This is a genomic window from Epibacterium ulvae, from assembly GCF_900102795.1.
Classification (GTDB): domain Bacteria; phylum Pseudomonadota; class Alphaproteobacteria; order Rhodobacterales; family Rhodobacteraceae; genus Epibacterium; species Epibacterium ulvae.
Window position 1 is genome coordinate 57,241 of sequence record NZ_FMWG01000009.1, and the last position, 20,266, is coordinate 77,506.

At 53.3% G+C, this 20,266-nt stretch carries 24 protein-coding genes; 14 read left to right on the forward strand and 10 right to left on the reverse strand.

Annotated elements, in window-relative coordinates; genetic code table 11:
- The first annotated feature begins 61 nt into the window (after nucleotides 1-61).
- From BLP79_RS14055 to BLP79_RS14065, 3 genes are all read left to right on the forward strand, one after another.
- A complete protein-coding gene (locus tag BLP79_RS14055; RefSeq protein ID WP_090220144.1) occupies nucleotides 62-520 on the forward strand; it encodes a RidA family protein in 459 nt (152 codons plus the stop codon).
- Between the two features lie 173 nt (nucleotides 521-693).
- Entirely contained in the window at nucleotides 694-1,881 is a 1,188-nt protein-coding gene (locus tag BLP79_RS14060) for a GNAT family N-acetyltransferase (protein ID WP_090219974.1), read from the forward strand.
- On the forward strand, nucleotides 1,878-2,174 hold the full coding sequence (locus BLP79_RS14065) for a 4a-hydroxytetrahydrobiopterin dehydratase (protein ID WP_090219977.1): 297 nt from the start codon (nucleotides 1,878-1,880) through the stop codon (nucleotides 2,172-2,174). Before BLP79_RS14060 ends, BLP79_RS14065 begins: the two co-directional genes overlap by 4 nt.
- Before the next feature lie 59 nt (nucleotides 2,175-2,233).
- Here the strand turns inward: BLP79_RS14065 and BLP79_RS14070 are convergent, their stop codons facing one another.
- A complete protein-coding gene (locus BLP79_RS14070; RefSeq protein WP_090219979.1) occupies nucleotides 2,234-2,722 on the reverse strand; it encodes a peroxiredoxin in 489 nt (162 codons plus the stop codon).
- A 94-nt stretch (nucleotides 2,723-2,816) separates the two neighbouring features.
- On the opposite strand from BLP79_RS14070, the gene BLP79_RS14075 reads away from it, so the two are divergent.
- From BLP79_RS14075 to BLP79_RS14085, 3 genes are read left to right on the forward strand one after another with little or no spacing between them, the layout of a single operon-like run.
- Complete coding sequence (locus BLP79_RS14075; protein WP_090219981.1) at nucleotides 2,817-4,028, forward strand: NAD(P)/FAD-dependent oxidoreductase; 1,212 nt, start codon at nucleotides 2,817-2,819, stop codon at nucleotides 4,026-4,028.
- Nucleotides 4,025-4,591 carry a 16S rRNA (guanine(966)-N(2))-methyltransferase RsmD gene (rsmD, locus tag BLP79_RS14080; RefSeq protein WP_090219984.1) on the forward strand — a complete coding sequence of 189 codons (567 nt, stop codon included), beginning with the start codon at nucleotides 4,025-4,027 and terminating at the stop codon, nucleotides 4,589-4,591. Before BLP79_RS14075 ends, rsmD begins: the two co-directional genes overlap by 4 nt.
- Before the next feature lie 9 nt (nucleotides 4,592-4,600).
- Nucleotides 4,601-5,266, forward strand: coding sequence for an HAD family hydrolase (locus BLP79_RS14085; protein WP_090219986.1), 666 nt, complete (start codon nucleotides 4,601-4,603; stop codon nucleotides 5,264-5,266).
- A 35-nt stretch (nucleotides 5,267-5,301) separates the two neighbouring features.
- On the opposite strand, the gene map is transcribed toward BLP79_RS14085, so the two are convergent.
- Complete coding sequence (gene map / locus BLP79_RS14090) at nucleotides 5,302-6,111, reverse strand: type I methionyl aminopeptidase (RefSeq protein WP_090219990.1); 810 nt, start codon at nucleotides 6,109-6,111, stop codon at nucleotides 5,302-5,304.
- A 79-nt stretch (nucleotides 6,112-6,190) separates the two neighbouring features.
- Complete coding sequence (gene sfsA / locus BLP79_RS14095; RefSeq protein ID WP_090220147.1) at nucleotides 6,191-6,895, reverse strand: DNA/RNA nuclease SfsA; 705 nt, start codon at nucleotides 6,893-6,895, stop codon at nucleotides 6,191-6,193.
- Between the two features lie 115 nt (nucleotides 6,896-7,010).
- On the opposite strand from sfsA, the gene BLP79_RS14100 reads away from it, so the two are divergent.
- The 3 genes from BLP79_RS14100 to BLP79_RS14110 are packed head-to-tail and all read left to right on the forward strand — an operon-like array spanning nucleotide 7,011 to nucleotide 9,452.
- Nucleotides 7,011-7,733, forward strand: a complete 723-nt coding sequence (locus tag BLP79_RS14100; RefSeq protein WP_090219991.1) for a competence/damage-inducible protein A — start codon at nucleotides 7,011-7,013, stop codon at nucleotides 7,731-7,733.
- Nucleotides 7,730-8,455 carry a GNAT family N-acetyltransferase gene (locus BLP79_RS14105; RefSeq protein ID WP_090219993.1) on the forward strand — a complete coding sequence of 242 codons (726 nt, stop codon included), beginning with the start codon at nucleotides 7,730-7,732 and terminating at the stop codon, nucleotides 8,453-8,455. Before BLP79_RS14100 ends, BLP79_RS14105 begins: the two co-directional genes overlap by 4 nt.
- 40 nt (nucleotides 8,456-8,495) lie before the next feature.
- Nucleotides 8,496-9,452, forward strand: a complete 957-nt coding sequence (locus tag BLP79_RS14110; RefSeq protein WP_232716563.1) for an OmpA family protein — start codon at nucleotides 8,496-8,498, stop codon at nucleotides 9,450-9,452.
- A gap of 59 nt (nucleotides 9,453-9,511) precedes the next feature.
- Here the strand turns inward: BLP79_RS14110 and BLP79_RS14115 are convergent, their stop codons facing one another.
- From BLP79_RS14115 to BLP79_RS14125, 3 genes are all read right to left on the reverse strand, one after another.
- A complete protein-coding gene (locus BLP79_RS14115) occupies nucleotides 9,512-10,417 on the reverse strand; it encodes a LysR family transcriptional regulator (protein ID WP_090219996.1) in 906 nt (301 codons plus the stop codon).
- Between the two features lie 129 nt (nucleotides 10,418-10,546).
- Nucleotides 10,547-11,293: an anti-sigma factor family protein gene (locus BLP79_RS14120; RefSeq protein WP_090219997.1), complete on the reverse strand. Its 747-nt coding sequence runs from the start codon at nucleotides 11,291-11,293 to the stop codon at nucleotides 10,547-10,549.
- Nucleotides 11,293-11,811: an RNA polymerase sigma factor gene (locus tag BLP79_RS14125; RefSeq protein ID WP_232716565.1), complete on the reverse strand. Its 519-nt coding sequence runs from the start codon at nucleotides 11,809-11,811 to the stop codon at nucleotides 11,293-11,295. The genes BLP79_RS14120 and BLP79_RS14125 overlap by 1 nt, the downstream gene beginning before the upstream one ends.
- 184 nt (nucleotides 11,812-11,995) lie before the next feature.
- On the opposite strand from BLP79_RS14125, the gene BLP79_RS14130 reads away from it, so the two are divergent.
- On the forward strand, nucleotides 11,996-12,340 hold the full coding sequence (locus BLP79_RS14130) for an antibiotic biosynthesis monooxygenase family protein (RefSeq protein WP_090220155.1): 345 nt from the start codon (nucleotides 11,996-11,998) through the stop codon (nucleotides 12,338-12,340).
- Between the two features lie 2 nt (nucleotides 12,341-12,342).
- Here BLP79_RS14130 and BLP79_RS14135 read toward each other — a convergent pair whose 3' ends face one another.
- Entirely contained in the window at nucleotides 12,343-14,358 is a 2,016-nt protein-coding gene (locus BLP79_RS14135) for an NADPH-dependent 2,4-dienoyl-CoA reductase (protein ID WP_090220157.1), read from the reverse strand.
- Nucleotides 14,359-14,487: 129 nt separating this feature from the next.
- Between BLP79_RS14135 and BLP79_RS14140 the strand changes: the two genes are divergently transcribed.
- Nucleotides 14,488-14,970 carry an RNA pyrophosphohydrolase gene (locus tag BLP79_RS14140; RefSeq protein WP_090220000.1) on the forward strand — a complete coding sequence of 161 codons (483 nt, stop codon included), beginning with the start codon at nucleotides 14,488-14,490 and terminating at the stop codon, nucleotides 14,968-14,970.
- Nucleotides 14,971-15,076: 106 nt separating this feature from the next.
- Here BLP79_RS14140 and BLP79_RS14145 read toward each other — a convergent pair whose 3' ends face one another.
- Entirely contained in the window at nucleotides 15,077-16,066 is a 990-nt protein-coding gene (locus BLP79_RS14145) for an adenosine kinase (protein WP_090220003.1), read from the reverse strand.
- Nucleotides 16,063-16,707: an endonuclease III gene (gene nth, locus BLP79_RS14150; RefSeq protein WP_090220006.1), complete on the reverse strand. Its 645-nt coding sequence runs from the start codon at nucleotides 16,705-16,707 to the stop codon at nucleotides 16,063-16,065. Before nth ends, BLP79_RS14145 begins: the two co-directional genes overlap by 4 nt.
- 175 nt (nucleotides 16,708-16,882) lie before the next feature.
- On the opposite strand from nth, the gene BLP79_RS14155 reads away from it, so the two are divergent.
- The 3 genes from BLP79_RS14155 to BLP79_RS14165 all read left to right on the forward strand — a co-directional run bounded on the left by BLP79_RS14155 (nucleotide 16,883) and on the right by BLP79_RS14165 (nucleotide 19,204).
- Entirely contained in the window at nucleotides 16,883-17,728 is an 846-nt protein-coding gene (locus BLP79_RS14155; RefSeq protein WP_090220007.1) for a methylated-DNA--[protein]-cysteine S-methyltransferase, read from the forward strand.
- Nucleotides 17,729-17,859: 131 nt separating this feature from the next.
- Entirely contained in the window at nucleotides 17,860-18,513 is a 654-nt protein-coding gene (locus BLP79_RS14160; protein ID WP_090220010.1) for a YiaD family glycine zipper/OmpA-like lipoprotein, read from the forward strand.
- 148 nt (nucleotides 18,514-18,661) lie between these two features.
- Entirely contained in the window at nucleotides 18,662-19,204 is a 543-nt protein-coding gene (locus BLP79_RS14165) for an NADPH-dependent FMN reductase (RefSeq protein ID WP_090220012.1), read from the forward strand.
- Here the strand turns inward: BLP79_RS14165 and BLP79_RS14170 are convergent.
- Nucleotides 19,201-20,241 carry an NAD(P)/FAD-dependent oxidoreductase gene (locus BLP79_RS14170; RefSeq protein ID WP_090220015.1) on the reverse strand — a complete coding sequence of 347 codons (1,041 nt, stop codon included), beginning with the start codon at nucleotides 20,239-20,241 and terminating at the stop codon, nucleotides 19,201-19,203. The genes BLP79_RS14165 and BLP79_RS14170 overlap by 4 nt on opposite strands.
- Nucleotides 20,242-20,266: the final 25 nt, after the last annotated feature.

A 20,266-nucleotide genomic window follows, 5' to 3' on the forward strand; every position in this document is an offset into this window, starting at 1 on the left:
TTTTCGTGTTGATCCGTCCAGAGTAGCCTCCGCTGAGCATGAATCAGAAGGAAAGAAAAAGATGACAATTGAAGCGAAATTGGCCGAACTCGGATTGGAGCTTCCCGAGGCGCCTGCACCCGCGGCGAACTATGTGCCTTATGTGGTTTCATGTAATATGGTCTATGTTTCAGGGCAGATTTCTGCAGATGAAAACGGCTTGATCGTCGGAACGCTGGGGCAAGATCTTGATGTAGCTGCGGGGAAGGCGGCGGCAAAACGCTGTGCATTGTCATTGCTCGCGCAGGTAAAAGCGGCCTGTGGTGGAGATCTTAATCGTCTGGTTAAAGTGGTCAAATTGGGCGCGTTTGTAAATTCCACAGCTGATTTTGTTGAACAGCCACAAGTAGTGAATGGGGCGTCTGATCTTTTGGTCGAAGTCTTGGGAGATCTTGGCCGTCATGCGCGCTCTGCAGTGAGCTCTCCTTCCTTGCCGTTGGGGGTTGCAGTTGAGATTGATGGTGTCTTTGAGATAAAGTAATTTTTGGAGCCTTGCCCGTCAGTTGAACGCGCAAGGCTTTGAAGCCTTTGCTTAAGGATGCGGCGTGTTGCTGCTCATGCCAGCATACTGCCGACAGAAACAAATTAGTGTGATTTCAGACTGTTGAACCTGCGTCTGACTGCCCCAAATATGAGGAGGGCAGGAGAGTGAAAATGGACAGCACCAATATTGAATTGCGCATATTGCAAAGCCTCGAGCAGATCGCCGTAGAGGATTGGGACAGTTGCGCCTGTCCAGAAGCCCAGGATGGGGGCGCACCGGTTGATCCATTCACCACATACAGGTTCTTATATGCCTTGGAAAAAAGTGGTTCTGTTGGTCCCGGCACGGGGTGGCAACCGCAGTATCTGACGGCTTATCAAAATGGTCAGCTTATTGCCTGTGCGCCTCTTTATGCCAAAGGCCACAGTCAGGGTGAATATGTTTTTGACCATAATTGGGCGCAGGCCTATGAAAACGCGGGGGGGCGCTACTATCCAAAGCTTCAGATTGCTGTGCCGTTTACCCCAGCCACAGGACGCCGTTTTTTGGTGCGTCCTGGATTCGAAGGCGTTGGTCACAATGCATTGGTGCAAGGCGCAGTGCAACTAGGCGCAGAAAATCAGCTGTCGTCATTACATATTACTTTTTGTACCAAAGAAGAGCGCGACATGGGCGCTGAAATGGGTCTGCTGGTGCGCAGTGCGCAGCAGTTTCATTGGCTCAACCAGAATTACCAAAACTTTGATGCCTTTTTGACCTCATTGGCATCGCGAAAACGCAAGAATATCCGCAAAGAACGCAAGACAGCGCAAAGCTTTGGCGGTGAAATCCATGTGCTGAGGGGTGAGCAGATCCAACCAGAGCATTGGGATGCGTTTTGGCATTTTTACCAAGACACGGGCGCGCGCAAATGGGGCACGCCCTATCTGACGCGGGCGTTCTTTGATCTTGTGCAAGACACTATGCGCCACGATCTGGCGCTTGTATTGGCCAAACACGGCGGTCACTATGTTGCTGGCGCGTTAAATTTCATTGGTCGGGACTGTCTTTATGGTCGCTACTGGGGCTGCGTCGAAGATCATCCCTGTCTGCATTTCGAATTGTGCTATTATCAGGCCATTGATCTGGCCATAGACATGGGGCTGTCCCGCGTTGAAGCTGGCGCACAAGGACAACACAAATTGGCGCGAGGGTATTTGCCGACTGAAACCCATAGTCTGCATTGGATTGCTGACGAAGGATTTTCGGATGCGGTGGCGCGCTATCTAGAGGCTGAACGGGCTGCGGTGGAAGAAGAGATTGAGATCCTGACAGACTATGGCCCCTTTCGTAAAGCTCAGGTGGAGGAGCAAGAATGACCGAGAAACTGTCTGAAACCACACGTGGTCCCTTGCTTGAGCCACTGTTTGCCACGGGGTGGGCGATGGTCGAGGGGCGTGATGCGATCCAAAAGACCTATAAATTCAAAAATTTCGTCGAAGCTTTTGGATGGATGACCCAAGTCGCCATCTGGTCTGAAAAGTGGAACCACCACCCTGAATGGTTCAACGTGTATAATCGCGTCGAAGTGGTGTTGAGCACCCATGATGTAGAGGGATTGAGCGCCTTGGATGCGAAACTTGCACGCAAGATGGATGCTTTGGCGTCGTGACCTGCAACTGTTACAGCAACCGCCCGCCGCTATGTGGCAGGCGGTTGCAGCGGTGAAATTTAGCCCAATGTGTCGAGCAAGGCTTCCCCTGCAGAGAGCTCGCATTGACCTGGATTTTCTTCAACGTTCAGAACTTTGACCACACCATCCTCAGCAAGCAGCGCATAGCGTTTGGAACGGGCAAGAAGCCCGGCAGGTGGAGCATCAAATTGCATCCCGATGGCTGCAGTGAAACTGCTCTCAGCATCCGCTAAGAGGGTCAGCCCTGCGGTCTCTGCACCAGTTGCCTCGCCCCATGCTTTCATCACGAAAGGATCGTTGACTGAGACACAGATGATGTCTTCAATACCTTTTTCAGACAGTTGATCTTTGGTGCGGATAAAGCTTGGAACATGTGCGGAATGGCAGGTGGGGGTAAAAGCACCGGGAACCGCAAAAATTGCGACTTTGCGCCCATTGGTCAGCGTTGATAGCTCTACCGCTTCGGGTCCTTCTGCGCCCAACCGTGTAAAAGTTGCGTTGGGCAGCGTATCTCCGACAGAAATCATCGCGAGTTCCTTTCTAGTATTTGCGTTTCGCATGAGCCCGCATATAGGGTCCGCGTGAACCGTGACCAGAAGTTCTTTAGGAGGCAAGCCACGAATGAGCCATTTTATCGTTATTGGAGCAGGACAGGCCGGATCGTCATTGGTCGCCAAACTGCGCAAAGATGGTTTTGACGGCAAAATCACGCTTATTGGCGCTGAGGATAGCTTGCCATATCAACGTCCTCCTTTGTCCAAGGCCTATCTTTTGGGAGAGATGGAGAAGGAGCGTTTGTTTTTACGCCCTGAAAGTTTTTACCATGAGAATAATATTTCGCTCCGCTTAGGTCAGCCTGTCACCGCGATTGATTCATCTGCCAAGACTGTCACAGTTGGGAGGGAGGTGCTCTCCTATGATCAGCTGGCGCTTACAACTGGATCTGCGCCACATAGACTACCAGCAGAGATCGGTGGCGATTTGGCTGGGGTGCATGTGGTGCGCACGTTGCAAGACATCGATGCGCTTGCCCCCGCAGTCAACGAAGGTGCGCGGGCGTTGATTGTCGGCGGTGGTTATATTGGTCTTGAGGCAGCTGCGGTCTGTGCCAAACGTGGGGTCTCTGTAACTTTGGTAGAAATGGCGAGCCGTATTTTGCAACGGGTCGCCTGTGCTGAAACCTCAGGGTATTTTCGTACCCTTCATCAGGAGCATGGGGTAGAGATCTGCGAAGGGATTGGGCTGAAACAGCTTTGCGGTGACGCCGGGCACGTTTCGACCGCAGAACTGAGTGACGGGCGGTGCTTGAATGTGGACTTTGTTGTCGTTGGTGTCGGCGTTGCCCCCACCACAGATCTGGCCCAGCTTGCAGGCGTCGACTTAGACAATGGGATCAAAGTGGATGCGCAGGGTCGCACCTCTGATCCATATATTTGGGCAGCGGGAGATTGCGCGTCGTTCCCCTATCTGGGGCAGCGTATTCGTTTAGAAAGCGTGCCAAATGCGATTGATCAGGCTGAAGTCGTTGCTGCAAATATGCTGGGTGCACAACAAGATTATGTCGCGCAGCCTTGGTTCTGGTCAGATCAGTATGATGTCAAACTACAGATTGCGGGATTGAACACAGGGTTTGACACGGTTGTGACGCGCGCCGGGCAAGCACGCAGCATGTCGTTTTGGTACTATAAGGGCGATGACCTCCTTGCTGTGGATGCGATGAATGAGCCACGTGCCTACATGGTGGCAAAACGGTTGATTGATCAGAAAAAAACGGCTGATAAATCTGTCGTGGCTGATCCTGATGCAGATCTTAAACCGCTGTTAAAAGCATGAGGATCATTGCTGGAGAATTCAGGGGTCGTGCGCTGGCGTCCGTGGGGAAAGGCGATGCCGGTGCGCACCTGCGCCCAACAACCGACCGCGTGCGGGAAAGTCTGTTCAACGTCCTAAATCACACGGGCGTTCTTAAGGATGCGCGTATTCTTGATCTGTTCGCGGGAACAGGGGCGTTGGGGCTAGAGGCGCTGTCGCGGGGGGGGCAGCATGTGACCTTTGTGGATGATGGGCGTGTGTCGACTGGATTGATCCAAAAGAACATCGATCTGTGCCAAGCAAAAGACCGGTGCAAATTAATCCGCCGGGATGCGCTCAAACTGCCTGTTAATCCCGCTACACCCTTTGATTTGATCTTTCTTGATCCGCCTTACGGGAAAAATTTGGGCCAAAAGGCGTTACAGGTTGTTCTGTCGGGCGGCTGGGTCGCGGATGACGCATTGATTGTCTGGGAGGAAAACGCCCCAATGCCTGTAAGCGAAGGCTTTGAGCTGGAGAGCAGTCGCAAATACGGAGATACCTATATTACGTTGATGTGGCGCAATGCCGCGACACGCGGATAGGAGGCTTTGATGCCACAGACCAACCCGACACCCAAACTGGTGATTTTTGATTGTGATGGGGTTCTGGTGGATAGTGAAACGCTGTCCAACCAGGTGCTTGTTGATAATCTTGCGCGCTATGGTTTGCATATATCGCTGGATCGGAGCATGGAACTTTTTGTCGGCGGTACGATGAAAGGCGTCATGCAAAAAGCGCGCAGCCTTGGGGCGGATTTGCCTGCAGACTGGGTTTCAGAGGTTTACGATGAGACCTACACGCGTTTGCGACAAGGGGTGGCTCTGGTGCCGGGTATTCCTGAGCTGCTGGCGACGCTCAAAGAGGTTGGTATTGCTTTTTGTGTCGCGTCAAATGGCAGCGAAGAAAAGATGCAAATCACTTTGGGGCAAAACGGCTTATGGGAGCTGTTTCATCCGCACGCCATGTTTTCAGCCCATAGTCTAGGTGTCGCAAAACCAGACCCGGATTTGTTTCTAGCAGCCGCAAGCCATTTCGATGTGCAAGCGCGCGACTGTGTGGTGATTGAAGACAGCGCCAATGGCGCGTTAGCAGCCGCGCGTGCAGGGATGCGGTGTTTGGGCTATGCGCCACATGACAACGCTGCTTCGCTCAAATCACATGGGGCAGAGCTATTTCATCATATGAAAGAGGTGCCGACCTTGATTGGTTTGTCGTAAGCTCTGGTTAGAGCTTACGAGAGCAGCGGCACTCTTCAGCCGTAGGTCGGGTGGAATTTGCCAGCTGGTGATAAAGTGAAGATGTCAAAGCCATCTGACGTGACGCCGATGGAATGTTCAAATTGCGCCGACAGCGATTTATCACGTGTCACCGCAGTCCATTCATCCGCAAGCACCTTTGTTTCAGGGCGGCCCAGATTGATCATGGGTTCAATGGTAAAGAACATGCCTTCTTCTAGCTTTGGTCCGGTACCAGGACGCCCATAGTGCAAGACATTTGGCGGTGCGTGAAACACTTGTCCTAATCCATGGCCGCAGAAATCACGCACGACGCTCATACGTTGGCTTTCCGCATAAGATTGGATCGCATGGCCAATGTCGCCAAATGTGTTGCCGGGTTTGACCGCTTCGATCCCTTTCATCAGGGAATCATGGGTAACTTGGATCAGACGTTCTGCTTTGCGCGGCAATTTCCCGGCGACGTACATGCGCGATGTATCACCAAACCAGCCGTCAAGGATAACGGTTACATCAATATTCATGATGTCGCCGTCTTTTAAGCGCTTATCGCCCGGGATGCCGTGGCAAACCACATGGTTGACCGAGATACAGCTGGCGTGCTGGTAGCCTTTGTAGCCAATGGTGGCAGAAGTCGCATTGGACGTATCGACCATCTCGGTAATCAAACGGTCTATCTCTCCGGTGGTCTGGCCGGGGTAAACGTGCTGGGCAATATCGTCCAAGATCGTTGCCGCCAGCGCACCTGCAGCGTGCATGCCAGCGAAATCGCTGTCCTGGTAGATCCGAATACCGTCTTTGGTTGTACGGCCGTCTTTCGATCTCATCTGTTCTGGCTCCCGTTCCTGCGTCTTAGCCTGTTATGTAGGGCTTTTGCTGAGAAAGAGCTAGGCCCCGTCGCCTGGATCATTCCGCAAAAGGGAGAGGCTTGCCCAATGTGATCTCAGTTGGGTCAATGCATGTGCTGTAGATCAGGCATTCAACCCCAGCTGCTCTGGCGTCCTGAAAGGCGCTTGCGTAGGTTGGATCGATGTCCGCTGCTAGTGAAAAACTTGTGCAATCTGTACGTTGCACGAGATATAGCATAACAGCACGATGGCCCTGTGAGACCATCTGAGACAGCTCAGCAAGATGCTTTGTGCCGCGCGCGGTAACGCTATCTGGAAATTCTGCATGGCCAGCGCGCCGCGAGAGCGTGACGCTTTTGACCTCTACATAGCAGTCCGGTAGCCCTTCTTCTGTTAAAAGAAAATCAATCCGGCTTTTCTCGCCATATTTCACTTCAGCGCGTACCGTGTGATAGGCGCTCAGCTCCTTGACCTGACCAGCTTCAAGCGCGGTGCGCAACGCCCGGTTGGGGACTGAAGTATCAACGCCAGTGAAATGGCCGTTTTCATGATCAACCAATCGCCAGCCGAATTTCAATTTTTTCTTTGGATCATCATTGGGTTCCAGCCAGACTCGTGTTCCTGGGGCGGCAAGTCCCATCATGGATCCCGGATTTGCACAATGCGCAGTGATTTCGCGCCCGTCTTCAAGCCGGCAGTCCGCCAGAAAGCGTTTGTAACGTTTTACGAGTTTGGCGGGGACAAGAGGTGTGGCAAATTTCATGCCTTTGCCTAACAAAGTGGGATCCAAAGTCAATCTTTGCCTATAGGGCGTAGATGCTGTCTTGTACCCGGGCCAGCGGGACCTATCCTTTGTCGTAAGACAAAGGAGAAAATAGATGGCGAATCCCACCGCTTCGATGCTGGTTATTGGTGATGAAATCCTATCTGGACGCACGCGAGATGCAAATATGCACTATCTGGCTGGTGAGTTGACCAACCACGGCATTGACCTCCATGAAGTGCGGATTGTCAGTGACGATGCTGAGGCGATCAAATCCGCCGTTCTGGCGCTTTCTTCTGCTTATGATCATGTGTTTACCAGTGGCGGTATTGGGCCGACCCACGATGATATCACCGCTGATTGTATTGCCAGTGCTTTTGAGGTGCATTTGGATGTTAGGGCAGATGCGCGCGCGCTATTGGCCGAACATTATGAGCGCAGCGGAAAAGAGCTGAATGCGGCGCGTCTGCGTATGGCGCGGATCCCGGATGGAGCTGTTTTGATTGATAACCCTGTCTCTATTGCTCCCGGTTTCACTTTGAAAAATGTGCATGTGATGGCAGGCGTGCCTTCGGTATTTCAGGCGATGGTGGCAAGCGTACTTGCGGGGTTGACCGGCGGAGATCCTTTGTTGTCGCAGACCCTACGAGTGCTGAAAGGAGAGGGCGATATCGCCGCACCTTTATCTGCACTGGCTGAAAAATATAAAGATCTGTCCATTGGGTGTTACCCTTTTCAGGACAACGGGGTTTATGGAGCAAATGTGGTTGTGCGTGGAACCAATGGCAGCCATATCGAACAAGCCCTGACTGAACTGGCGGTGGAGCTGCAGATTTGAGCCGAGACGCCAAATATTATGCAGCGGTTGAGGCGACCTGGCCGCCTGTGACGACCCATGCAATCGGATGTATTACTGTGCGCGAGGGGCGAGGGGGCGGTAGCCGTGTGTCGAGTGCAACGGCAGATGGCCTCCCTGATCTTGCGACACTGCGACAGGCTGAGGCAGAGATGCGTGCCGTGAGGCAAACGCCACAATTTATGATTCGCAAAGGCGAGACGCTTTTGGATCAACTATTGGAGGCACAGGGGTATCGGATCAAAGATCCCGTCACGCTCTATACCGTAGCAGCTGCGAAGCTTGCTGATATTGTGATCCCGCGTGTCACAACGTTTTGTATCTGGCCGCCCTTGGCCATCCAAAAAGAGATCTGGACTGCAGGCGGGATATCAGATCGGCGTTTTGCCGTAATGGAACGTGTCGTCGGAGCAAAGACGGCTATTCTTGGTCGTATTGATGATCAACCCGCAGGCACAGCATTTGTGGCGCAACACGATGATATCGCGATGCTGCATGGTTTGGAAATCGCACCAGAACATCGCCGCAAAGGGCTTGCTGGGTGGATGATGCGACAGGCTGGGAAATGGGCAAAGCGCAACGGCGCGTATGAGCTGGCTGTGGCCGTGACACAGGCCAATCAGGCGGCAAACCACTTGTATCAGAGTTTGGGCATGGACGTTGTTGGCCATTACCATTACCGGATCTTAGAGGAAAACGCCTAAGCCTAAAGCATATGGTGATAAAAGAGCGGTTGAATATCTAGTGACTTGGCTTCCGATCAAAGCAATTTTTATAGCCTGTACAGGACTTTGTGTTGCTGGCAGTGCTTTGGCGGTGGACCTAAGTTTGCCTGAAGGGGCGCGCAGCCTTGCGGTCAGAGATCTGGCACTGGGGCAGTATGATTTACCGCTTGGCCCTGTGAAAGACGATGTTGTGCCAAGTGAAACCCACGAAGGCCGTATTTCACGACGGACCTGGCGGATCAGTGGCAGCCATACGGTTTTGCAGGTCCTGGCCCCTTTGCGGGATCAACTGCGAGAGGCAGGTTATGCGCTTCGGTTTGAATGTGCCTCTGCCAAATGCGGAGGGTTTGATTTTCGATTTGGTATCGAAGTGGTTCCGGCACCGGATATGACCGTCAATATCGGTGATTTTCAATTTATATCAGCGAGCCACCCCAATGGGCAGGTTGCAAGCCTGTTGGTCTCGCGGTCTGGCAGTTCGGTTTATGTCCAAATCATCACTGTGGATGATGCTGATTTTGTGTCACGCCCCGGTGTGAACTCGGCGCCGACCTCTGAGGATGCGCCGCTGGCACCGTTACCTCTGCCGACTGGAGAGACCGATCTTGTAAGAGTTTTGACAGAAACGGGTCATTTTCGCCTGGATGATTTGGATTTTGCTTCTGGTGCGACACGACTTGCGCGGTCGCGGTATCCAAGCCTTGATCGTGTGGCCGATTTTTTACGGGCGAACCCTGCGGCGCGGCTTTTGCTTGTTGGGCATACTGACAGCGTAGGTGCCTTGTCTGCGAACGTTGATGTGTCATTTAAGCGGGCAACTGCGGTCCGACAGGTGTTGATTGAAGGGTATCAGATCGACCCTCAGCGCCTTGAAGCAGCCGGGGCTGGCTATATGGCGCCGTTGACCTCCAACCTGAGCAAAACGGGACGCGATGCAAATCGGCGCGTTGAAATTGTATTGCTCCAAGAAAACTAAAAAACCGGCCCAAAGCAGAAGCTTTGAGCCGATTTGATGTGAAAGGAGGAGGGTGCAGACTACCAGTCTTCTGCTTGCTTTTCGGCAAAGGCCTGTACGAGGAAATCGATAAAGGCGCGGACTTTGGGCTGTGTGAATTTTCCGGGCGGGTAAACGGCATAAACGCCTTGGGTTTCCATCGGCAGGTTTGGCATGACATCTTCAACCAAGCCTTCAGCCATAGCCTCGCCATAAAGATAGTTGGGAAGATACGCGATCCCAAGACCTGAGATTGCAGCAGTCAAAAGAGATTGCCCATCGTTCACGGAGAGCCAGCCACCTGTACGGATCTGTCTTTTTTCACCTGAAGGTGCAGTGATTTTCCAAACGCTGCCACTGGACTGGTTGGAATAGTGGAGCAACTTGTGGTTGTTCAGGTCGTCGATTTTTTGCGGCCGGCCGTATTTTTCCAGATATTCTGGTGAGGCGATCATACGTTTACTGGTCTCGGCCAGTTTGCGCGCCCGCAATGAGCTATCTTCCAGCTCACCGATCCGAACTGCCATGTCAAAGCCTTCAGAGATCAGCTCAACATACCTGTTGTTCAGCACCATATTAACGGTGATATCGGGGTAGTTTTGCAGAAAATCAGATAAGACAGGAGAGAGGTGGTTTACACCAAAATCGGTTGCAACGGAAATGCGCAACAGGCCAGAGGGGGCTGATTGCATTGATGTGACCAGCGCGTCTGCTTCGCCTGCATCGTTTAAGACACGGCGCGCCCGATCATAGTAGGCCAGCCCGATTTCTGTAGGGGAGACACGGCGCGTTGTCCGGTTGAGCAAGCGTGCCCCCAGCCGCGATTCCAAGCTTGAGACATGTTTCGAAACGGCCGATTTCGAAATTCCCATTTTCTTTGCGGCATCCGTAAAACCACCTTGGTCTACGACATTTGCAAAGGCTTCCATTTCGGTCAGCCGATCCATTTACTCTCTCCAATTAACCTTTCACAGGTTTCTGAATGATGCCGAAATGGGGCAGGATAACGGCGTATAAAGGATAATTCAGGGGTTTTTGCCTTACCGTTTTGAGGCTGGAAACAGAGAAACAATCCTTTAGATCGTTTCGACAAATTGTTGAGCAAGCTCCTCTACAACCTCTTTGTCCTCTCCGCCGACGAGCAGAAAACTATATTCCCCTCGGCTCCATTCGGCAGCGGCCAGTCCTTCGATCGCACCGACGCGCAGCGCTTTGTCGGGCTCTACAGGGCGCCTGATGATACACAGTGCGAGCGGGACCCCATCTTCCGTCAGCAACGAGATCTGAGCCAAAGGCCGTTGTTCAAATCCCAGCACCTGACTGCGGCGATATTCCGCGCCTATGGCATCAGTTACTGAGGCCAGTTCAAGTTCAAACCGCTCTTCAATATAGTCAAGCTGGCGCTGTGCTTCTTGTGTGTCTGGTGAAAAGCCCGCAAGGGTTTCAGTCATGTACAGTGCCTGATAGGCTGCAGCTGACTGTTGCCATTCGCTCCATTTCGGCGGCGGTGGGGTTGTGTTCCATTGAAAGGCAATCATCACCACAATACCCGCCGCGAGGCCCAGACCAAATGGTAGAACTGGCGCTTGGCGCGGGGCCGCTTGGGGTAACGGGGGCATCGGTGGGGCGTCTGCGAGCTTGGAATCCCATAGCGCTCTGATGTCACCGATCGGAAGCGTCAAAGCCTCTAAGCGCGCCCGCAATTCCTGCGAAGTCTCAAGCTCTGCTTCAATCCGGTTGGCCAGATCTTGTCCTGCCTCGCCATCCAGATAGGCGGTCAGATCTTCATCCGAAAATCTCTGTGTATTTTCAAGTGATGACATTAGCTCTGCTCCAGCCTGTCTTGATTGAGAAACGACAGGGATTTGCGTGCCGCAGCGAGGCGGCTCATGACTGTGCCGATTGGTATCTCCAAAATATCGGCGGTTTCCTTATAACTATGTCCTTCAACATAAGTGAGCAAAACAGTGACCCGTTGTGCCTCGGGAAGGGCATATATGGAGTTTAACACTTCATGCGCAAATATATTCGCTTCCGCAGATTGTGCTGTGCTGGGGATTTCAGTCTCTTCAATGGGCATAAGCCCGTTGCCAGTGCGCACACGGCGTGCGCGCAGCTCGTTCAACCATATGTTTTTGGCAAGCCGAAAGCACCAGCGATCTACGTGAGTGCCCGCTTTGAAATGGCGATGCTGTTCCAGTGCACGTATCGACGTGGCCTGCGCCAGCTCTTCACCCCAGTCTTGTCGACCGGTAAGCGCAATCGCGTAACGCCAGAGACGTGGATAAAGCTCTGGCAATGCCGCACGTATTTCGCGTTCAGCCTTGGATGTACGGAACAATTGTATGGCCCTCTCCCTCGGGTCACGCTGATTTGAGTGGTTGATATAGCAAAGCTTATGGGCTCTAAAAACACCATGAAACTCTTTGCGATAATTGTTGCAAGAGATGTTTCAGGCCTTGACTGCACACCTAACCACCCGCGCAGCTGAGGAATTTAATGCAGCCTGTTTGGGAGGACGGCACATGATTGCGGTGATCTTTGAAGTGGAAATTGCTGAAGGTCAAAAAGATCCTTATTTGGATCAAGCAGCCTTGTTGCGTCCGCTCTTAGAACAGGTCGATGGGTTTATCTCCATCGAGCGATTTCAAAGTCTGACAACACCAAACAAACTTCTGTCTTTGTCCTTTTGGCGGGATGAAGATGCCGTCGCCAGTTGGCGTAATGGAGAAGAGCACCGTCTCGCACAGGCGCAGGGGCGGGCAGGTGTTTTCGCCGATTACCGTCTGCGCGTTGCAGGGGTATTGCGGGATTATGGTATGACTGAACGCGCGCAGACGCCACGCGACAGTCTGGATTTACACGATTGACGCTACAGGCGCGCGGCAAGGCGCACGCCTTGATCTATCGCGCGTTTCGCATCGAGTTCAGCAGCGCGTTCTGCACCTCCGATGACGTGATAAGGTTTGCCCCGTGCCGCAAGCGGCACGGCCAGCCCCGCGTCTGAAATCTGGCCAGCGCAAAGAACTATAGTATCAACCTCCAACAGCCAGCTTTTTTCAGGATCACTCATCTGCAGGCCCCGTGCGTCAATGCTGTCATAGCGCACACCGGAAATGAAAGAGACGTTCTTGCGTTGCAAGGTCAGGCGATGAATCCAGCCTGTGGTTTTTCCCAATCCTTTGCCATGGCGCTGGGCTTTGCGCTGCAACAATGTCACCTGACGTGCGGGGGCTGCCGGTACGGGGCCGTTTTCATGCAGGCCGCCTCGGTGAAATTCGGGATCTGCAACACCCCATTCTTGCAGCCATTGAGCAAGATCAACGCAAGCATGATCGTCAGGATGAGTGAGATATTCTGCGACATCAAAACCAATCCCCCCTGCACCGATCACCGCAACACGCTCTCCGACGGGGGCGCCCTGCAAGACATCTATATAAGTCAGCACGTTGGGATGGTTTTGACCCGGAATGCCGGGGTCGCGCGGGGAAACACCACTGGCCAGTATGACCTCATCAAACTCGTCTAAATCCTCGTCGCGGACTGTATGATTGAGTTTTTGAACAACATCAGAGGCCTTGAGTCGCGTTTGAAACCAGTCGACAAGACCATGAAACTCTTCTTTGCCGGGGACTTGCTTCGCTAAATTAAGTTGCCCGCCGATTTCGGAATTCTTGTCAAAAAGCGTAACCTTATGACCGCGTTCTGCTGCTGTCAGTGCGGCTGAAAGCCCAGCAGGCCCGGCTCCGACAACAGCGATTGATTTTGATGAGGGTGTTGGCTCGATAACCAATGTTGTTTCATGACACGCGCGCGGATTAACCAGACACGACGCTATCTTGCCACCAAATGTATGATCCAGACAGGCTTGATTACAGGCGATGCACGGTGCGATCAGATCTGCAGCTCCCTTTTCAGCTTTGCTAACAAAATCCGGATCTGCGAGCAGCGGACGCGCCATGGACACCATGTCTGCCTGCCCTGAGGAAAGGATGCCCTCGGCGACCTCAGGAGTATTGATCCGATTGGATGTGATTACCGGGATTTGGACGTGCCCCATCAGCTTTTGGGTGACCCATGTGAATGCCGCACGCGGGACTGAGGTTGCAATTGTGGGCACACGTGCTTCGTGCCAGCCGATACCTGTATTGATCAGGCTTGCCCCTGCGGCCTCAACGGCTTTTGCCAGTAGAAGAACTTCATCAAAGTTGCTGCCATTTGGCACAAGGTCGATCATTGACAGACGATAGATCAGGATAAAATTCGGCCCCACAGCTGCCCGCACCCGCCGCACCACTTCAACTGGCACCCGCATGCGGTTTTCATAAGATCCTCCCCAACGGTCTGTGCGTTGGTTGGTATGGGTCACAAGAAACTGGTTCAGGAAATAGCCTTCGCTGCCCATAATCTCGACCCCGTCATAGCCTGCGTCCTGGGCCAGCCGCGCGGCCTGCACGATATCTGCGATCTGTTTTTCGATACCGGTTTCATCCAGTTCGGTGGGCGGGAAGGGAGAGATGGGCGATTTTATTGCACTTGGCGCAACACAGGATTTTGCATAGGCGTAGCGTCCGGCATGCAGGATTTGCATGGCAATACGCCCGCCTTCCGCATGCACCGCCTTGGTGATCGTCTTATGGTTGGCGACATCCTGCGCGGCGTGCATCAAAGCGGCTCCGGGTAAAACGGCGCCTTCAGGATTGGGGCCAACACCTCCGGTGACCATTAACGCAACGCCACCCCGCGCGCGTGCGGCATAAAACGCGGCAGCACGTGTCCAATCCCCGGTCTCTTCCAACCCGGTATGCATCGATCCCATCAGCACCCGGTTTTTGAGGGTTACATGGCCTAGGTTCAGCGGTGCCAAAAGGTTTGGATAGCTTGTCATCTGATCTCTCCCAATCATCATGACTACTTTCGCATTCTCTGTGCCACTGTCACTCACAACGCCGCGTCACCCTCTTGCACTGTGTGGCGTTGCAAGGTCTAAGATCACGAGTAACAAAAGGGTTCTGAGATGACACCGGAAGAGATCGCCAAACTCCCCTACCGTCCAAATGTCGGGATTATGCTGCTCAACGGCGAGGGGGCCGTTTTTGTTGGCCAACGTATGGATCGCCACAAAGACGCATGGCAGATGCCGCAGGGGGGCATTGACGCAGGCGAAGACCCACGTACAGCAGCCTTGCGTGAGCTGGAAGAAGAAACAGGGGTCACGCAGGATCTTGTCGAACTGATCGCGGAAAGCGAAGGTTGGCTGCCCTATGATTTACCCCATGATGTGGTTCCAAAGTTCTGGGGTGGTCAGTATCGTGGACAAGAGCAGAAATGGTACTTAATGCGCTTCACCGGGCGGGATGAGCAAGTCAATATTGCAACCAAACATCCTGAATTCAGCCAATGGCGTTGGCTGCCCGTGGAAGAGTTGATTGACAACATTGTCCCTTTCAAACGCGAAGTTTATGCACGCGTGATCGAGGAATTTAAAGCTGTGCTCTGAGGTGAGAAGCGCGCGGCATTTGCCGCGCGTGGCCCAACAGGAGAGGCGGTCCTTTAGGGCTGCCAAGACGGGCGGGAGCCCCCCGCCCGCTTTCGTTATCGACCGTTTATAGTAGGCCCGCCTGTTCAAACAGGACTTTCACATCTGTCTCAGGACGTGGTCCGATATGGCTGATGACTTCCGCTGCAGCGACACAGCCCATTTTAGCGCAGATTTCGACATCTCGGCCTGTCGCCATGCCAAAAAGGAAACCTGCCGCAAATTGATCTCCAGCCCCTGTAGTGTCGATTGCTGTGATCTTTTTCGTCGCAATATCAACGCGCTTGCCGCTTTCGACAACACTTACGCCATCTGCTGAGCGGGTGCAGACCACGAGATCGCAGATGCTTGCTGTTTTTTGCAAGGCTTCATCCAGATCGTCCGTCTGAAACAACGCTTTCATTTCATCTTCATTGCCGATGACAAAGTTCAGTTCGTTTTTAATCAATGACAAGAAATCGTCCCGGTGGCGTTCCACACAGAAGGGATCCGATATCGAAATCCCGGCTTTACCGCCGCCTGCACGGGCGGCACGTGCCGCTTCCATAAAGGCTGTTTTGCCTTTGTCTTTGTCAAAGAGATACCCTTCAAGGAACATGATCTGTGCGTTGCCTGCGACTTCTGTTGGTACGTCGTCGCTGCTGAGTTCAGATGAGATGCCCAAATAGGTGTTGAGTGACCGCTCAGCGTCTGGCGTGACAAAAATCATGCACCGCGAAGTCGGGAGGTCACCATTTGCAACGGGAGGGTTTACAAAATCAATCCCATCGTCTTGCATCGCTTTTGCATAGAATTGCCCCAGGTCATCATCGCAGACACGCCCAATAAAGGCCGCGTTCAACCCCAATGCACCAGCACCCGCGATGGTATTGGCAACTGAACCGCCGGGCGTTTGAACGCTTTCACCCATTGCCTCATAAAGCTCTGCGCTGCGGTCCTGTTCGACCAGCTGCATGATCCCTTTTTCGATGTTCTTCTCGGTCAAGAAGGCATCATTGCATTGGGTGATCACATCGCCGACGGCATTGCCTATTCCGACGAGTTGGTAGGTTTTCATAGGTTTTTTTCCTCGAATTTACAGAGGTCTCGGATGAGACAGGTGCCGCACAGTGGTTTTCTGGCTTTGCAGTGGTAGCGCCCATGCAGGATCAGCCAGTGGTGTGCGTGCAGTTGGAAATCAGCTGGTGTGTGGTCTTCGACAGCGCGTTCGACCGCATCAACATCTTTGCCTGGTGCAATGCCAGAGCGATTGCCGACACGAAAGATGTGCGTATCAACTGCCTGTGCAGGCTGCTGCCACCACATGTTCAAAACCACATTGGCTGTTTTGCGGCCCACGCCGGGCAGGGATTGCAATGCGGCACGTGAATTTGGCACTTCGCTGCCGTAGTCTTCGACCAGAATACGGCTCAATTTGATGACATTCTTGGCCTTTTGCCGATATAGGCCAATGGTTTTGATATGTTCGATCAACCCGTCTTCGCCCAGATCCAGCATCTTTTGTGGCGTATCTGCGATTTTGAACAGCTCTCGGGTGGCTTTGTTCACGCCGACATCGGTCGCCTGTGCAGAAAGGGCAACGGCCACGACCAATGTATAAACATTGACGTGTTCCAGCTCTCCCTTTGGTTCGGGATCCCTGTCGCGAAACCGGGTAAAGATCTCGCGCAGGGTGTGATAATCAAGTTGCTTTGCCATCGCTGCCTATCTATCGCGGAATTTATGAAGGGCAATTGAAAAGCGCGCGCGCTCTTCATCAATCTGATGCAACATAGCCAAAGATCCGCTGTGTGTGCGACCGCAATTCGCATCTTTCGGGTCGCCTGTGTTCAAAACCTGTTGTTAGAGTGCTGCCAACGCAACGGAGACGCAAATGTTGGGCCATGAAATAGAAGGCAGCTACCACTACGGTGTGATCCGCCGTGCAATCGAGGTGATCGATGCCAACGGGCAGGATCTTTCGTTAAATGCGCTGGCGGCCCAGATGGAAATGAGCCCGGCGCATTTTCAACGTCTGTTTTCAACTTGGGTTGGGGTGTCTCCCAAACGCTATCAACAATTCTTGCGACTGGATCACGCCAGATCTTTGCTACGGGATCGGTTCAGCACGCTGGAGACTGCACATGCGGTCGGCCTGTCTGGATCAGGGCGTTTATATGATTTGTTTTTGCGTTGGGAAGCGATGAGCCCGGGGGATTATGCCCGTAAAGGAAGTGGGTTGCTGATCTATTGGGCATGGTTTGACAGCCCGTTTGGCGAGGCTTTGGTGATGGGGACAGACCGTGGCATTTGTGGTATGGCATTCGCAGCAGAGACGGGGCGTGCAGACACCTTTCAGGATATGCAGTCGCGCTGGCCTAAGGCTGAATTTTGCGAAGCCCCTGAGCGCTTGCAGGACTGGGCACAGGCCTGTTTTAAAACTGCGGGCGAAGCGCGCCTGCATTTGATCGGGGCACCGCTGCAGATCAAGGTCTGGGAAGCTTTGTTGCGGATCCCCTCAGGCCATGTGACAACCTACTCAGAGTTGGCGCGGGTGGTTGATGCCCCCAAAGCGGTCCGCGCTGTGGGTACTGCAGTTGGGCGAAACCCGATCAGCTGGATCATTCCGTGTCATCGCGCTTTGCGCAAGTCAGGTGGTTTGGGCGGCTATCACTGGGGGCTTCCTGTGAAGCGCGCGATGCTGGCCTATGAGGCTGTACAGCTTGAGGCTCACGAGTAACTGGTATCGACGGTGGCGGTATTTCGCCGAAATTCCCCTGATAATTGCTTGAGTGTCCGGCGGTTCAACATGATATATTGAGCTAAAGAAGCACGCCCTTGTGGCCTGCAGACACAGTATGAGGATAAAAAATGGCCATTTCAAAGATTACAATGGTTGCCGCGCTTGTAGGGGCACTTGGCCTGTCCGCCTGTACAGACCCGTCTCAACTGAACTCTGGTGGAACGAGCAAAACTGAAAATGGCGCGCTCATCGGTGGATTGATCGGTGCGGGCGTAGGTGCCTTGGCTTCTGATAGTGCCGGTGGTGTGATTGGCACCGCAGCGGCTGGTGCGTTGGTTGGCGGTTTGATCGGCAATGAGCTTGAAAAGCAAGAGGCGGAACTGCGTCAGACGTTGGCCAATGATCAGATCTCCATTGTGAATACGGGAGACCGTTTGATCGTCACATTGCCAAATGATCTCACCTTTGCGACCGATAGCGCGCAGGTTTCACCCGCCGCCCGTGGTGATCTGCTGAAGGTTGCTGACAGTCTTGTGCGCTATCCTAACAGTTTGGTGCGTGTGATTGGCCATGCTGACAGCGACGGTGAGGCGCTTCATAACCTTAATTTGTCCAACCGCCGTGCAAATGCTGTGGCGGATTTGATCCAAGCCGGCGGCGTTCCCTTTAACCGCATTAATACAGTGGGACGTGGCGAAGATGAACCAATCGCAAGCAATCTTACCCCGGAAGGAAAAGCACGCAATCGCCGGGTTGAGATCATTGTGATCCCAAGCACCTAAACGCGTTTATTCCTATTCTCGAAACCGCTCTCAGGCATTGGGGGCGGTTTTGTTTGTTTTTGAACATTGTGTGCGCTTTTTCTTGGGTTAAGTGCGATTATGAACGATGCTAGCGTAGGTGCAGATATGTTTGCCAGAGGGAAATAGGATGTCACACTACAAATTACTCTTGATTTCAGGGTCGCTACGCGCCGAGGCCACCAATACCAAACTGCTCCGCGAGGCCGCGCGTGTCTTTGGCACGGCAGAGGTTGAATTGGCAGATCTGAACTTACCGCTTTACGATGGCGACCTGGAAGAGCGTTCAGGTATTCCTGAACAGGTTCAATTGCTTGCGGAGCAGATAGTTGCGGCCGACGCGATTTTGATCGCAACACCAGAGTACAATAAAGCGCCTTCGGGTGTGTTGAAAAATGCATTGGATTGGGTCAGCCGCACAAAAGCAGCACCCTGGACAGATAAACCCGTTGCAGTGATGTCTGCCGCAGCCGGACGGGGGGGCGGTGCGCAAGCCGAGGTGATTTTGCGCAGTATGATGCAGCCTTTCATGGCACGCGTTGTGCCGGGACCAGCCATAAATATCGCCACCTCATATGAACAGTTTGATGACAAAGGACATCTAGTCTCTGAACGCTATGCCCAGACTTTAACGGATCTTATGTCTGCGCTGCGCAAAGAGATTGGCCGTTAAAGATTATCTTCAAAGCGAAACCCTTTGGGGATCTGGTCGCGATTCTCTAAGATCAGATCCGCCATCACCCGTGCTACGTTGGGGGCCATGCCAAAGCCGATTTTAAAACCGCCATTGGCAATAAAATGACCTGGACGATCTGGTATCGCTCCCAGCATGGGCGCGCGTGATCGGGATCGCGGGCGAACTCCGGCCCAGCGTTCCAGGACTTCTGCCTGCTCCAAAACGGGAAAGGTACGGCGGGCCCGGTCGATGACATCTTCTAGCAATGCATCGGGCGTGTCGGGGTTTTCAAAGTCGCGTTCTGTGGTTGATCCGATCGCTACTGTGCCATTGGCGTGCGGGATAATATGCAGGGCGTCGGCAAAAAGCTGGGGCGCTTCTGTGGCCCTATAAGCCAGAACAGCGGCCTGACCTTTTACACCCGTGCCGATCAGGCGACTGTGCCCTGTGTTCAGCTCTTTTAGGCCTGCGTAGCCTGTCGCATGTACTACGAATCCTTGATCCGCCCCTTCGCTTTTGATTGCAACGCCATGAGTGCCTAAGGCCGCAACAAGGGCTGCGCAGGTCTGGCGTGGATGCATGCGAGCGCTCAAAGTGTCATGGATCAAAAGCCCCATGGGGCTAATGGGCGCCCATGGTCCGGCTTGCGCTGCGTCAATGATGCGCCAGTCGGCTTTCCCCTGCCAAAGGTCTTGCGCGTTCTGGGCACGTTCTTTGGCAAGCGTGAGGGCCGCATCATCTGCAATGGGTTGCAGACGACCAGTTCGACCATATCCGGTTGACAGACCACCAGTGCCCTCCACCTCAGCCCAAAAGTGTTCTGACAGAATGAGGCTTTCAAATTGAAAGGCTTTTTTGGCGTTCCAGTTTTCGGGAACATGAGGCGCTAACGCGCCGACGACACCGCCGCTTGATCCTGCGCCTGCTCCTTTTGGGTCAATCACTTGTACGCGTGCGCCAAGCTGCGCACAGCGCCATGCAATCGACAGGCCAAAGATACCTGCGCCCCGGATGGTCACATCTGTCATTGCCATTCTTTGTCCCTTTCGCCAGTGTCGC